Annotated in this window: 10 protein-coding genes; 3 read left to right on the top strand and 7 right to left on the bottom strand. The window is 45.0% G+C overall.

Annotated features, from left to right (window positions below):
* Positions 1 to 26: 26 nt before the first annotated feature.
* Entirely contained in the window at positions 27 to 788 is a 762-nt protein-coding gene (locus BP97_RS0117875) for an AraC family transcriptional regulator (protein ID WP_028550316.1), read from the bottom strand.
* Between the two features lie 167 nt (positions 789 to 955).
* Positions 956 to 2,287 (bottom strand): ABC transporter substrate-binding protein, encoded by a 1,332-nt coding sequence (locus BP97_RS0117870; RefSeq protein WP_028550315.1) that lies wholly within the window; start codon positions 2,285 to 2,287, stop codon positions 956 to 958.
* A gap of 622 nt (positions 2,288 to 2,909) precedes the next feature.
* Here BP97_RS0117870 and BP97_RS36765 point away from each other — a divergent pair.
* A complete protein-coding gene (locus tag BP97_RS36765) occupies positions 2,910 to 3,851 on the top strand; it encodes a nucleoside hydrolase (RefSeq protein ID WP_036746118.1) in 942 nt (313 codons plus the stop codon).
* A 43-nt stretch (positions 3,852 to 3,894) separates the two neighbouring features.
* On the opposite strand, the gene BP97_RS0117860 is transcribed toward BP97_RS36765, so the two are convergent.
* Both BP97_RS0117860 and BP97_RS0117855 read right to left on the bottom strand, forming a co-directional pair.
* Positions 3,895 to 4,449, bottom strand: a complete 555-nt coding sequence (locus tag BP97_RS0117860; RefSeq protein WP_028550314.1) for a YdcF family protein — start codon at positions 4,447 to 4,449, stop codon at positions 3,895 to 3,897.
* 83 nt (positions 4,450 to 4,532) lie between these two features.
* Complete coding sequence (locus tag BP97_RS0117855) at positions 4,533 to 5,345, bottom strand: AraC family transcriptional regulator (protein ID WP_028550313.1); 813 nt, start codon at positions 5,343 to 5,345, stop codon at positions 4,533 to 4,535.
* 171 nt (positions 5,346 to 5,516) lie between these two features.
* On the opposite strand from BP97_RS0117855, the gene BP97_RS0117850 reads away from it, so the two are divergent.
* Entirely contained in the window at positions 5,517 to 6,824 is a 1,308-nt protein-coding gene (locus BP97_RS0117850) for an ABC transporter substrate-binding protein (RefSeq protein WP_028550312.1), read from the top strand.
* Positions 6,821 to 8,122: an FAD-dependent oxidoreductase gene (locus BP97_RS0117845; RefSeq protein WP_081824249.1), complete on the top strand. Its 1,302-nt coding sequence runs from the start codon at positions 6,821 to 6,823 to the stop codon at positions 8,120 to 8,122. Before BP97_RS0117850 ends, BP97_RS0117845 begins: the two co-directional genes overlap by 4 nt.
* Before the next feature lie 183 nt (positions 8,123 to 8,305).
* On the opposite strand, the gene BP97_RS0117840 is transcribed toward BP97_RS0117845, so the two are convergent.
* The 3 genes from BP97_RS0117840 to BP97_RS36760 form a co-directional block, all read right to left on the bottom strand.
* Positions 8,306 to 9,220: a hypothetical protein gene (locus BP97_RS0117840; protein ID WP_156043248.1), complete on the bottom strand. Its 915-nt coding sequence runs from the start codon at positions 9,218 to 9,220 to the stop codon at positions 8,306 to 8,308.
* Between the two features lie 366 nt (positions 9,221 to 9,586).
* Positions 9,587 to 11,710 carry an alpha-N-acetylglucosaminidase gene (locus BP97_RS0117835; protein ID WP_051620704.1) on the bottom strand — a complete coding sequence of 708 codons (2,124 nt, stop codon included), beginning with the start codon at positions 11,708 to 11,710 and terminating at the stop codon, positions 9,587 to 9,589.
* A gap of 5 nt (positions 11,711 to 11,715) precedes the next feature.
* Complete coding sequence (locus BP97_RS36760) at positions 11,716 to 14,289, bottom strand: glycoside hydrolase domain-containing protein (RefSeq protein WP_051620703.1); 2,574 nt, start codon at positions 14,287 to 14,289, stop codon at positions 11,716 to 11,718.
* Positions 14,290 to 14,329: the final 40 nt, after the last annotated feature.

The following is a 14,329-nucleotide window of genomic DNA, read 5'->3' as shown; positions in this document are numbered from 1 at the left end:
TTTCAGAAAAATAGGAATTCTGGTATTTATAGCTTTTGCATAACCCCATGCTTTTCCCGAAATCGCTTCGGGCTCATCCCAAATTGATTCTTGAACATTTTGCAAAATTGAGGGCTGTTGGAGAAGCCGCATTCAATTGAGATCGTTGTAATCGGTTCTCTGCCCTCCGTAAGCATCTGTCTGGAGCGTTCAAGACGCTGTTGAACGGCATATTGCATAGGCGAATAACCTGTATAGTCTTTAAATAAATGACGAAAGTAGTCATAGCTGTAACCTAGCGTTTTGGCAAGACCTTGCAGATCCATTTTCTCACCGTGATATTGCTCGATGTAGTTTTTAGCATAGATCAGGTTATCGTCTGCCTCTTCTACCGTCTCAACATTCGTGATCCGGCCGATCTCTACAATAACTTCCATTAGGAGGCAGCGAAGAAGGATATCATAGTATTTCGACTTGCAAGAGAGTTCTGCAGCCATCCGCTGCAGCAGCTTACAGATGGTTCCGTCGGGATCGCGGTATAGACCATTCCGAAGTGGGATCGTTGAGATATTGCAGTTAAAAACGAGATAGATTACATCCGTGGTAGTACGACGGTATTCATCATGTCGGCAACCCGGCTGACTGACAGAGAAACAACTGGCATCATAATCAAATTTCTCTTTGTCAATCTGCGTCGTACCACTTCCGTTGACGTAATATACGATTTCAAAACCGTTGTGAGTGTGAAAATGAATATAACTGTCCGCAGCGCGAGTTACCGTATGAAACAAATTGAGAATAACGTTCATGTTTACTCCCTCCTGGGTGTTGAAAACCCCAAATATTTGCTTAGCACTTCCCACTGCTTTCCCAAATGCAGTCCTATGCAAAGACTACAACAAAAGACGACTCCTGGATACCCAGGAACCGTCTTTACGCATCATAGCGAAGCTACTAGCACCGATGTTACGTTCTCTTATTTCTTATCCGCTTCGATAACCTTATTGATTTCCTCATCCGCTCTTAAGAGCACTGTGTTCAAATCTGTTTTGCCATCAAGATATTCATGCATATATTTCGTTACGATGCTTAAAGCGGTTGTATCATATTTAGTTCTGAAAACTGGCTTTGGTTCTTTCGTGTTATAAATGGCGGTCAATATGTCTTTAGGGATTTGATTCACAACCGGATTGCCTTCATAGATGTGGCTGCGGAGCTCCGGCTTTGTCACACTCGGTGTCATGCCATTCTTCGCCAGATCGATCTGCCCTTCATCCGACATCAAGGTCATCATGACTTGAAAAGCAAATTCTGGATACTTATTCGATTTGCTAATCATAAATCCTCCGGAAAAGCTCCCAAAACCAACCCCCGGAGCATCTTTAAAGGTTGGCCAAGTCGTTACTCCCCAATTAAACCCACTGCTCGCAGCATCCTGAAATGCCTTCTCTTGCAGCAAAAAGAGATAGAACGGATACATGGCCAGGTTCTTATCCTTCAGGAAATAATTCGTTCCAGCGGTGAATCTTGTACCCGTTGGGTAATTGCCCGGGATACTGTAGATATCCTTCCACTTCTCAAACATTCTTTTCCATCCTTCGTTCGAGACTAAGCCGGATCTACCATTTTGGGGGTCAATATAAGACAGAGACATCTGTTTAACCATATAGTTGGCGTTATTGCTTGTAGACAACCCCATGTAGTTAATACCACCATCGGAACGTGACAGCTTTTTGGCTGAATCCATCAGTTCATCCCACGTACTTCCGACCTTCGGGTACGGTACACCATAACGGTCAAATAAATCTTTGTTGTAAAAAAGTGCCATTGGCGGCGTCAAGTTCGTCGGTATCATCATCTGCTTCCCATTATAAGCACGAATGTCTTTTAGCGCTTCCTGATCGATATGGCTGAGGTTTACATTATACTTTTGGATTATCGGCTCGAGATCAAGAGGAAAGTCTAAGTCTAGGATAATTGGAATATGGGTTGTAGCAACGTCGAAAATATCTGGCACATCCCCCGATGCGATCATCTCTCTAAGCGTCTTCTCTTCAAGCTTGTAATTGGTCATGAATTCCAATTTAACGTTCGGATATTTCGCACGAATAGACTTGGTTACCTCCTCGAAGCTATCCTTAGTCCTGCTCGAAGCGACTTTGAAGGTCACCGGGCCTTGCGGAACTTCGATCTTCGGCTGCTGTGAGGTCTCTGGTTTCTTCTCTTCTACCGAAGGTGGTGTACATCCGGCCATGATTGTCAAGAGGCTTGCTGCTGTTACTGTCAACACGACGCTTTTTGTGAACATTACTGCTTCCTCCCTTTCTAATTGTTATAATGGTTCGGTCCCAACTCACACACCGTTGGAAACCTATCCCCCGTTTTCAAAGCCTCAAGTCACATATTATCCTCGTATAAAGCGCTTTCATTAAAGACACTCAAATTAAGTTGGCAAAAAATGATCTGCTGCAATCGCCCTCCTTATCATTGACTTGTTCATTCAAACGATTTATATGAATCATGACAAAATTATACTGGCGCTTAGGGATGAATAATATAATTATTCGGAGAATTCATTTATATCTTTCGGCTTTTTTTAACATATCTTGATGATCATTCGGAGCATGCCTCAAAAAATTATCATGATTTAACGTCGTCTCTCCTTATCTGCATCATCGTTCACGAATCTTATCATTTTTCGGATACTCAATTATACTTTTTGGCTATTTATAAGCATCTGAATAGATTCGCGTTGAAAAGAGACCATCCCAACTAAGCCAGATCGTCTTCCGTTGTTTATAAAGCCGATATATATAAAAGAACCTCCGAATAAATATATAATTCACATACCTTCTTCGTTATAATTCATCATGAAATAACCAAAAGATATAGAAAACTTATCTCAATCACAAAAAGAAAGGTGAATTCCTATGCCGGTCAAATTCCCGAGAATCCATGAAGAACAGCTTATTCGGCGCTTGCAGCCGCCGTTAGGCATGGTAAATGTCGTGCTTGATACGGACACGTTTAATGAAATCGACGATCAATTCGCTATTGTCTACACGTTGTTATCCAAAGAAAAAATCAATCTGCATGCGATTTATGCTGCACCGTTTTTTAACCACTTGTCCGAAGGTCCCAAGGACGGGATGAAAAAAAGTTATGACGAAATTATTCGTATTTTGCAAAGAATGAATGTTCATGCGGAGGACTTCGTCTTTCGAGGTTCTGAGAGGTTCTTGCGAGCGGCTGAAGAGCCGGTAGATAGTCCGGCTGCCCGTGATCTTATTGCACGTGCCATGGCTGCTCCGGATAATGAACCATTATATGTAGTTGGCATAGGTGCAATCACCAACGTTGCTTCAGCAATCCTGCTTGAACCCAAGATTATAGAAAGAATCGTTGTCGTTTGGTTGGGAGGTCACCATCTCGATTGGGCTGATACGAATGAATTCAATCTGAAGCAGGACGTTCTCTCAGCCCAAATCCTGTTTGATTGTGGCGTGCCGCTTGTACTCATCCCATGTGTCGGCGTAGCATCCCACTTATTAACGACGCTTCCCGAAGTGGAGCGATATGTTAAGGGCAAAGGATCTATCGGAGATTTCCTCGCGGAACGTTATGAAGCATGCAGTAAGGACCATTTTGCATACTCCCGTGTCATCTGGGACATTTCCGTAATCGCGTGGTTAGTTAACCCTGCTACCGTTCCAACCGCACTTGTCCATAGTCCCCTATTGACGAATCAGATCACCTGGAGTCAAGATAACTCGCGCCATTTCATCCGTTATGCTAATTTTGTGCATAGAGACCCGATCTTCAAGGATTTCTTTTTCAAGCTTGAACAATATTCGGTTTTTGGTACAAAATGACGCTAAAACCGGCTACTGAATTCATCAGTAGCCGGTATTTCTTTTATTTAACCCAATTTAAAATAGAATGACCAAAGTATTTACCGATTTTCTCAACTTCAGTCATTATACGACTTACCCCAACTTCAGATAAAAACCAGTTTTCCTTGGTTATTCCTGCTCTGTCGATTACAGGCGAGATGAAGAATTCAGTTTCTTTTGGAAACACGGTTTGATAAGTTAATAATGCTCGACGAGAGTGTCCTGCTTTACAAACCAATATAACTTTTTTAGGGGAAACTCCTTTATTTTTTAGAACCTCCAGCGAAAAACGAGCATTTTGAAAAGTATTTTGTGCTTTATCTTCCTTTAAAATGGCTTCTTCAGGCACTCCATTCGCAATGGCAATATTCCGTAAAAAATCCCATTCAGTGGTTTCTACATATTGGTTAGCTCCGCCAGATGGAAGTATATACGGCGCTAGTCCCTGTAGATACAAGGAAGCCGCTTTTTCCATTAATTGTGGATGACTTGCACCAGGAACTAAAATCACATCTGCTGGAGCAATTTCGGTTTCAACGAAAATAAAGTTGGTAATGCAATCGAATGGATAAGACATGGTTTATTCCTCCACATTATCGAACTACTTGCCTATGACTTGCTTATCATCACATAATCCTGTCCGTTAACTATGAGATGTCCCTACAGGCGATGTTCCTTACGGTATTGTTTGGGAGTCATCGAGCAATTGTGTTTAAATACACGGCTTAAGTAAAACCCGTTCTGATAGCCACAGCATTCCGATATTTGATCCAGCGTCAAATTCGTTTCGGTAAGCAGCTTCTTGGCTTTCTCGATACGAAGGGCGGTGAGATATTTGATTGGAGTCGTCCCTAGTTCCTCTTGGAACTTTTGGCATAACTGCACCCTGCTAATTCCAAGGGTTGAGGCGATCGAATTCAAGCTTAACTGCTCAAATGCTTGCGTCTGAATAAGCTTAGTCGCCTTCTGAACGAGTGGATCTGAGGTACGGGGAACCACTACGGTCGGCAAGTCTTCCGCTTCTTCGCAATGCAGAAGCCAGATATGGTGCAGATAATGGCTTTTAATAACCATGTTCCATCGCTCGTCAAGGTAATTGTTCTGTTTTAATGCAGTGTAATCGGCAAGAAGCTTTTCCATATTGCGCAAGCTGACTTTACCAATCGGAAGACTATCGAGCTGCATAGGATTGAGTTCATTCCCCTGATCGTCCCTCCACCCCATCCGGAGTACAAAGAGCGTGACGGGAGAGATGACAACCCGACGAAACACGACGCCAGGTGGACAGAAGACGAGATCGCCGAAAGAGGCGGTTGCGTGATGGTGTTCGATTTCAAAATAAAACGATCCGTCCTCTACAGCAAATAAGAGCCATTCCTTCTGAATACTCTCATATTCAAAAAATTGTTCTCGTCGAACCACGTGCCGAAAATACGTCAATTGCGGGATAAGTCCGATTAACGGAATATTCAATAGATTTCCCCTCTTCTGTAAGATCATCCGTGAACGACTTGTTCTTTAGCTAGGATCATTTGTATATCATTTAGCTTACAAAAGTGTATGGAGAAAGTAAATCCATTCACCTACAATAAATGAGGATAGCAGGCCTGCTATATCCCATAAAACAAAGGGGTTGTACGTACCATGAGAAAGACCAATTGTAAGGCATTCGCAACGTGTCTGCTAATGGCTTTCGTTTTGGTGGCATGCAGCGAAACGTTGAACCTATCGGAACAACCGATACCCGATGCTGAATCAAAAACGTATACCGATGAGCCAGCTGAACTCGTTGTTTTTGGTGCGGTCGGCAATTCGGAAGAAGTATGGAATGAACGGTTTGGGACAGCACTTAAACAAAAGTTTCCGAAGTACAAATTCACCTACATTCAGGGAAACGCTCAAAACTCGCTTCAAAATGTAATCACTTCCGGTCAAACAATCGACCTGATTCATGATTCAATAGGGGGCATGCGCACCAATATAATTGATAACGGTTTCAACTATGATCTGACTCCGCTTATTAAGACACATAAAATTGATATGGAACGGTTCGAACCTGCTGTATTCCAATCGCTAAGCGATCAAGGGAAATTGTACGGTTTTCCGCTTCATGATGGAGGGCTGGTGCTTTATTACAACAAGGACATTTTCGATAAATTCGGCGTCCCTTATCCTAAAAATGGAATGACTTGGGATGAGGCTATTGCGTTGGGAAATAGGTTAACCCGTTTCGAAGATCGACAGTACATTGGTCTTGGCGTTTCCATCAATCACATGTTGACGATGAATCCGTACTCTTTGCCTTTTATCAATGAGGCGACGGGAAAAGCGGCAATCAATACTAGTGATTATTACAAGCTGATCAGCAAAACCATTCTGGAGCCGACCTTTGCGGACGGTTATCGCGGATATTTAACCTCATTAAATAAAACATTCAATAACGACAACTTTATGAAAGACAAAAATATGGCTATGTTTGTTATGAATTTTTACCTGCAAATGCAGCCTGACTTTAACACATTCAACTGGGGGATTGTCAGCTTGCCTGTGTTCAGCGATTTGCCGGGAGTAGGCTCCCAGCCTTATCCGAATGGCCTCTTTATTACGAGTACGAGCAAGTATAAGGATCAGGGGATGGAAGTTTTGAAATTTCTAGTTTCGGACGAATTCCAGACGACTCTATCGAAGAAGGGCTTTATACCTGTCGTAAAAAGCCAGGCTGTCCGAGATGCATTCGGTCAGGATACAACCTATAAAGATAAACAAATCATTGAGGCGCTATCGACGAATAAGCCTGCTGCTCCAATCATCCGTTCCGCAAATGATGGCTTGATATCAACGCCGCTTAGCGTGAATCTGGCAAAGGTCATTGTGGGCAATATGGATCTGAATACTGCACTGAGAGAGACTGAGGAGCAGGCCAATAAAGCTTTGGAAGCGGTGAGAAAATGAATATGGAGCAAAACGCCGGATTGTTGGCAGACAACCCTATACATGCAAGTATTACGGTACAAGAAGAATATGACATCATAGTTTTCGGTGGCGGATCAGCTGGATGTGTGGCGGCAATTCAAGCAGCTCGTGCTGGAAAACGGACAGCGCTAGTAGAAAAAAACGGTGTCCTCGGCGGAACGACAACCGTAGCATCGGTCAATTTTCCTGGCCTCTTTCATGCTTGGGGTAAGCAGGTGATACGGGGTATCGGGTGGGAAATTATTGAACGTACTGCGTCGTTGGGTGGAGCGGAACTTCCTGACTTCTCCATTATCCCGCAAAAGCATTGGATGCAACAAATAGGGGTGAACCGGTTTATTTATTGTTCGGTGCTGGATCAGATGTGTCTTGAAGCAGGCGTGTGTCTAAGATTTCATGAAATGCCGGCTGCCGTTGTAAAACGAGATGATGGAAACTATGTAGCGCTGGTCGGCAAGGAGGGCTTAAAGTGGTTTAAGGCCAGCAAGCTTATTGATGCGACCGGTGATGCTAATGTAACGGGAATAATGGGATACTCGCGCATGAAAGGAGAGCAGCTTCAACCGGGAACGCTGATCAATGATATTGATGGTTACGATCTCACGGCTGTGAACGAAAAAGAGCTGAATCGGATATATGAGGATGCCTATCGAAACGGAGTCATCGGCCGCAGCCGAAACAATTTGTACCATGATCTGAAGTCGGGGCGTATTCATATGCATATTCAGGGGATTGATGGTTCAGATTCGGAGACGAAGACGCTTGCGGAGATCCAAGCAAGACAATATTTGCTAGATACTGTAACAATGCTGCGAAGTGTTCCTGGCTGCGAAAAGCTGGAGGTCCGATATTTTGCGAACGAATGCGGAATTCGTGAAACTTGGCGCATCGATGGAGAAGCGGTCGTGGACGAATTAGCATATGTGTCCGGATATGTATGGCCGGATGCGGTCTGCAACAGCTTTTATCCGATCGATTTGCACCATCATAGCGACTTTCATATCGAGCAAAAAATGATTGCGCCGGGAGTTGTACCCACACTGCCTTACCGGGCATTAATTCCGAAAGGAAGCGATGACCTACTCGTTGCCGGCCGCTGCGTTTCCGGCGACAGGATGGCGAATTCGGCATTTCGCGTTCAAGCCAGCTGTATGGCCACCGGACAGGTAGCAGGAATGGCTGCAGCGATTGCAGTTGAAGAGCGAAGTTCGGTACGAGACGTTCCTATTGACCGTCTGCGTCGTGAATTGGAACGATTCGGGGCTATTGTCCCGTAGAGTAGTATTTACATTTCCCTGTAGACTCATCTGGAAAAAGGCTAAGTTCTCGATCGTATCCCCAAAAAACCGCTATTGTCCTTTCGCTTCTCTAAGTGCTGGATAGATAGCGGTTACAACTCCTCTTCTAACATCACCTGTCCTATTCAAAACAGCAAACAATGATTATATTAACTGACATTATTAAATTCCGTATTGTTTATTTACTATCTTCTCCATACGAATTTCACTATCGTACATAATCCACCCAAGCTTTTCATTAATCCTTGCCATGGATCTATTCGAATCTCGATTTGCTGTATAGATAATGTCAAAGCTATTCATCTTGGCGAAAGAGATCCCTCTCAATTTCAGTAATGTAGCAATTCCGAGATTTCTTAAATCCCTGCAAATAGCTGTATTACCTTGAATCAATGAGTTATTTGGACCCTTAAATAGACATGAATAACCGACATAACATCCTTCTTGAATTGCGATAAAAAATGCCTCTGGAATTAGTTCTGATTTGTTCAACCATGATGTATCCTTATTTGGTTGCATTAAATGTGATGGGAGCTCGTTTGGAAAATCGGGATTGGTGTCAAGTATAAGTCTTTTTAAATCATTCAAGGACTCTGAGCGATAGACTTTCTCTTCAGCCAACGTGCTGATAATGATTCCTTTATTCTGCAGATCATTCTCAAGACCAGTAATAGAATCTATGTTAGCTGACTGAATATGAAGAATCTGTTTTACCATACGATGATTTTCTTTAAACCCTTTTCCTGTAAAAAAATTGATTTCTTTCGAATTTGGAGTGAACATTCTTGTTTCGACTGTGTAGGGGGCCACCTTTTTTATGACATTTTCTATTTTGTTGTAAAGTTCATGAATTACCTCCATCAGCGTGAAGTCGTTTTTTACGACAAACTCTAATCTTAACTTGATTTTTTGCATAATCTGTTCTGCTAGTAGTGCATATCCATAAATGAGTCCAGTTTCCAAATCACTTATCACATACTTCGCAATCATTCGATTTCCCATTATATTGTCAACCAACGAAAATGAACCCTGAATTCCAGCATAAAAAGCATGTGATAATTTCAGTACCTGCTCCAAATCATGACTTTCATATTCACGTATACAGAGTTGCAAAGTGTACCCCTTTCTCAACACCTAAAGATTGCTGTAAGTTGAACTCATTTAGTTCTCTTATCGTAATTATCCTCTCCCATTATTCAGTCTCAACCGCAGCTGTTCTGATCTGCATTCCTATTTTACATGATCCTTCCAGTCTCTTCCATAACAGTTTTTACCTAAACGTATTGGCATCGATTATTTCATTATACCGCTTTAACAGTTCTAAGTTGCTGTTTAGTGTTTTGTATCAAATATAAAGTGAAAAATGAACACAAACAACCCCCTACTCCGGTTCTCGGAATAGGAGGTTGGCTTTATTATAAGGAGCAACCTTTTTGAATAGTATTATTTATTCCAGAAATGGTCGACCCAAGACGCATATGTCTCGCACAACCGACGGGATACGGCTACGGGGTCCCCTGCCGGTTCTGTGGCAAACGCATCGCTTCCCTTCATCCAGTCTAGCTCCCATTTGCGAATATCAAGGTCAAAGGCTTCCTGGTCGAATGCATCCGGTTCGTCGATAGCAGCTTCCAAACAGACGGCGAATCTTCTCCACCTTTCCAGATAAAAGCTTGACATAATACCGGACCACTGTTTGTGTGCATAGTCGTCGAAAGTGACTTCAGGCCACCAGGTGGAGATGATCGTGCGGGCATTGAACTCGTGAAGCGCCTTCTCTTCGGTATTGCCCCCCCACTTCTTCGCACTGTTTACCCAAGGTCCTGTAAGAAAATGAACATTCGTTGCAAGCAACTCATCCAGATCACTGATCAGTGTCTCCAATGCGCTCCAATTGTGATTGAACAGCGTGCGGTCTTTTTGCCGAAACGACTCGATCATTTTCAAGTGCAGAGGCCTGGCGATATCAGACAGCACTTGACGGCCTACATTGACAAGATCGTACTGGTAATTGGCAGATGACCGCAATTCATCCCCAGAACCCAACAAACACTCCCATGCACGTAGCAGCATTCGTACATCGTAAAAGGGGACTACAGTTCCATTGCATGTTCGTCTGATCTCCAGCTTGGGTCTGGCACAAACGACGGTTTCATAATTCGAATTTTTGGAATATACCGACCGTCGTAGCCAATGCCACGCTTCCACTGCTGTTTCATTGTGGCTCCCATAACGGCGTTGCAAATAAGTTGGCACCCACTTATCCAGCTCGGGAGCTTCCTTCCGCCAAACCATTTCACTCAGCAGCTCGTAAAATACAGGGTTTTCTTCTATGGCTTCGGGAGCGAATCCGATTCCTGCCATATCGCCCTTCCCCGGATCGTGAAGCGCCTGCGCCGGACCTTGCGCCACAGCCTCCAAATCGCCGAACATTCCGTTGCGCCCTCCGAAATTATGCAGCATGCACCAAACCCACGGTTTGCCGTAGAAGGCATGGGTTTGCTTCCACTTGGCGTTATTCTCCGCATACAGATCCAGCATCAGAAGATGCCGCTCTGGGAGCGCTCGCACAATCGGCTCTGACATCGACCAGCTTTGCATGACCCAAACTCCCTCTGTGTCGTGGTTCAACATGCTTTGACAAACAGCCTTTGCTGACGCCGTCACATATTCTGGCGAGTTGTCAGGAGATTTGCCTTCATGGAACAGATCCATAGCATACAAATGGTTCGTGCCATAGAGCCTTTCCTGTTCCTCGTAAAAAATAGCAGCTGCCTCGTCAAACAACGGGTCGCGAGGATCGAGGAAGTGAATGCCGGGCATACCGAACCATGACTTAAGCTGCGTGATATTCGCGCCGGGACGCTTCTCTCTCAATACAGCTGGTACATGACCGTAGAATCCCGCAAGTACCGGTGTCATACCGAATTGCCGCTCGCGCTCAAGTATTTGCTGCTGCAGCTCCTGCTGCCCGTCGATCCAGCTTTGCGGAAGTGGTCCTCCCATACCGTCTACATTTCCCATATAGTGCCATGCCAAATATGCCGGTCCTGTCAAATGCTGCAGCATATCTTCGTCTGACAGCCCGAGTCTGCGCCCGGTCGCCATCCAAACCGCTTCCTGTCCGGTTACGGAGAGCGGCATATTGATCCCGTGCAGAGCCATCCAATCGATTTCGCGCTCCCAACGCTCCCAATCCCACCAAGTCATCGAATAATTGAAGGTGCAGAAGTTGTACATATAGCGGTGGCGGTATGGCGTCGTATTACGAATCTCTACTGCCTGAGGAAGCTGCTCCGGCAATGAAAGCTGATTTCCCGACCAGGATATATGAGCATGGCAACTATATTTCAAATACCAGTGGAGAGCGGAAGCAAGACTGATGCCGTTAGAGCCCCGGAGCACGACGCGTTTACCTCTGTTTTCAATTTCAAACACATCAAGTCCATTCTCCTGTGCAATCTCTTCCAGATCAAATTGTTCTCGATTCGCTGAACCCAGTAGCCTGTTCAATAAGCCGTTTACAACCTCTTTATTAAAAAAATTCTTCTTCATATCTCCTATCATGAGCGTTACTCCTCCTGTTGTCTCTTATTTGATCGCAATACAATAAGTAAACCTTGCTGAGGCTGCAGCGGTATCCTGTCTAATGATTCCAGTGTCAATCGTTCTTGAACATCCGGAATCGCCGGCACTTCGATGGATATCAATTCGCGATTCCAACCAAGCTTCTCCCAATCGATTTGCAGCCCACACTCGATCGGCTCCTCCGCCCAGCTCGCAAGAACAATGAGTAATTGCTCAGGCATACTGTAGACAGTGGCTTGCACATCGGATCGCTCGGGATGCACCGGATTATCAGGATGCCAATAACCGAGCATTTGTGCTTCCTGAATACCGAAGTGATCCCACAGCTTCCAGAGATGTTCGGGACTTTGGCCGAACCAACCAAGCCGATTCGGCATGCCGTATACCATCCCGCGCCACGGATTGCCATGACCGAGCATTTCTCCCATTAATCCGAATGGGATACCGCTTATTTCTACAAGCCAATATTCAGGGCTTACCTCGTTATAGCGAAAGCCTTCTCCAATCCATAAGCTGTCCAGATAAGGAAACAGCTCCATATACAAAATGGCATTGTTGATAAAGCCTGCCCGCTCGTTCATATGATTCCATGTATGAAAATCGATGAGGGAGCCGGGTTTCGCCCGATCCAGAACTTTGCGGGCACGACGCATTGCGATACGGTCATATGCGGTATCATCAATATAAATACCATCAATACCGACCTGCTCCGCGAGCCATTTCAGCCCCTCCAGATAGTAGTTGACCATCCTCGAAGTGCCGTCTGTAAGAATAGCCGCATCAATTTCCCCGGCATGTTTTCCTACTTTAAATTCATGTTTCCATGCCGGTATGACGTCATCTCCCAGATGCTCGCGCACCCAAGCGGCGGCATCCCCCTGCCACAATGAAGTGGTTACTGCTGGGTTCGGATGTGGAAATATTTCATCACCCAAGCTTCGGAGTGCTTTCAGTTCCACCATATGATCGGACATTTCCCGAACGGTGTAATACAGCTTAACCTTCAAGTCCTTGTCGTGAGCTTCCTCAACGAATTGCTTCAAGTTCTCCACTTCAAGGAACGGATAGTTAATATAAGGATGGGCTTCGGCACCATGATGAACATTGATGATATTGGCGCCGCTTGCCTCCGCTGCTGCCTGCCACGTATTCATTAACGCCTTTCCTTCCAGACGATGATAATACCGGTTGTTCCAATGACCGAGCATATCGATAGTCTTCAGCGGTGTGATCATCAGATCGAACTGGAAATGGAGCTCCTCTCCCCTATCGACAATACGTTCTCCGCTATAAGCGCGGAATAGTACGTTGCGTTCTTGCCTTAAGAGTGTAACGCCTCCTTTACCTTGATTATGCCAACTGTCCGGGACCGTTATCGGACGGTGCTTGTAGTAGATATTAACGAACGGTCTCTGTCCATCCGGGTCGAGAAGCCGGCACCGAAGACCGGCATTGACGTCTCCGATCCATATCGCATTTTGATGCTTGGATGGGTCCCATTTCCAATCAAGCTGGTCGGGGAGGAATCCTCCCTTATGGCCCATTCCCATCGCATAGCGCGCCACTTCTGGTACAAAAGGAATATCCAGCCGTATATCGTTGATGCATACCGACTCTTTCGCCCTTAAGGTCACGTCGAATTGAACGAATCCATCGAACTCCAACTTAGCCTGACAACTCATCTCCCATGTTCTACTGTCGCTTTCCGCAATCCAACCGATGCAGCTGTCTGTCTGCTGTTCGATTTGGAATCCCTTACTCTTCCACTCGACTTCTCCGTGTTGGCTCTCCACAACAAGTCGTATCCGTTCCTCGAGAATAGGCCGTCCTTTTTCCAGCATTCCGTCCACCGCGTAATTAAACCGACTGATAATCGATTCGGGAAATCCATGCTCGTCTAACGTCATTTCCCTGCCAAGGCATCCTACCGTCATGCCTTTTAAGGTAACCGGAGTATAGGGCAATGTAACATCGTCATCCAGGGCCACATCCGAGTTCAGCCACCTTAAACGGGAATGTCTCCATAGTTCGCTATCCCCGGCATCGTCCAATGGTTCCCCCGCTACGGTAAGCCTAACGGTTAACTGCTTACGTTTGCTGCCAGCCATAATGGTCCATTCACCGATATAATGGTCCGCTGATGCATCTGTCGGAACAGAGATTCCAATCCATAATGACTGAACCCCACCCTGATTGACAGTAACGTCCTTCTTGAACAATTGACCTGAGGCATCTTGTCCTTCCAAGGCAAAGCATTCGATCCCTGAAGAAGGAATTCGCTGTCCATGCCCGGATACCAAATCCTTGAAGTCTGCTTGTACCTGCTGCAACGAACAGCTACTAGCGAATAACACGATTTGTAGAGCAAAAAACTCGCCCGGTCTTGTGACAGCTGTAAACTCTCTCCGCTCGGAACGTTCAAGCCAATCTTCAGGCATATCCTGAAGTGTAACAATGGGCCGTTCCCTCTCCACTGCAAGTAAGTAGAAGTCTGATTGTTCTTGAACTCCTTTATCAACAAGCCGCTGTTTCCTTACTTCACTCTCTTTTTGCGTCACTTGGTTATTACACTCCTTCTCTAGCAGTCATTCGCATCAT

This window comes from Paenibacillus sp. UNC451MF, assembly GCF_000686845.1.
Classification (GTDB): domain Bacteria; phylum Bacillota; class Bacilli; order Paenibacillales; family NBRC-103111; genus Paenibacillus_S.
Note: the sequence above shows the minus strand (reverse complement) of the source record. Positions and strands in the feature narration are given on the sequence as shown.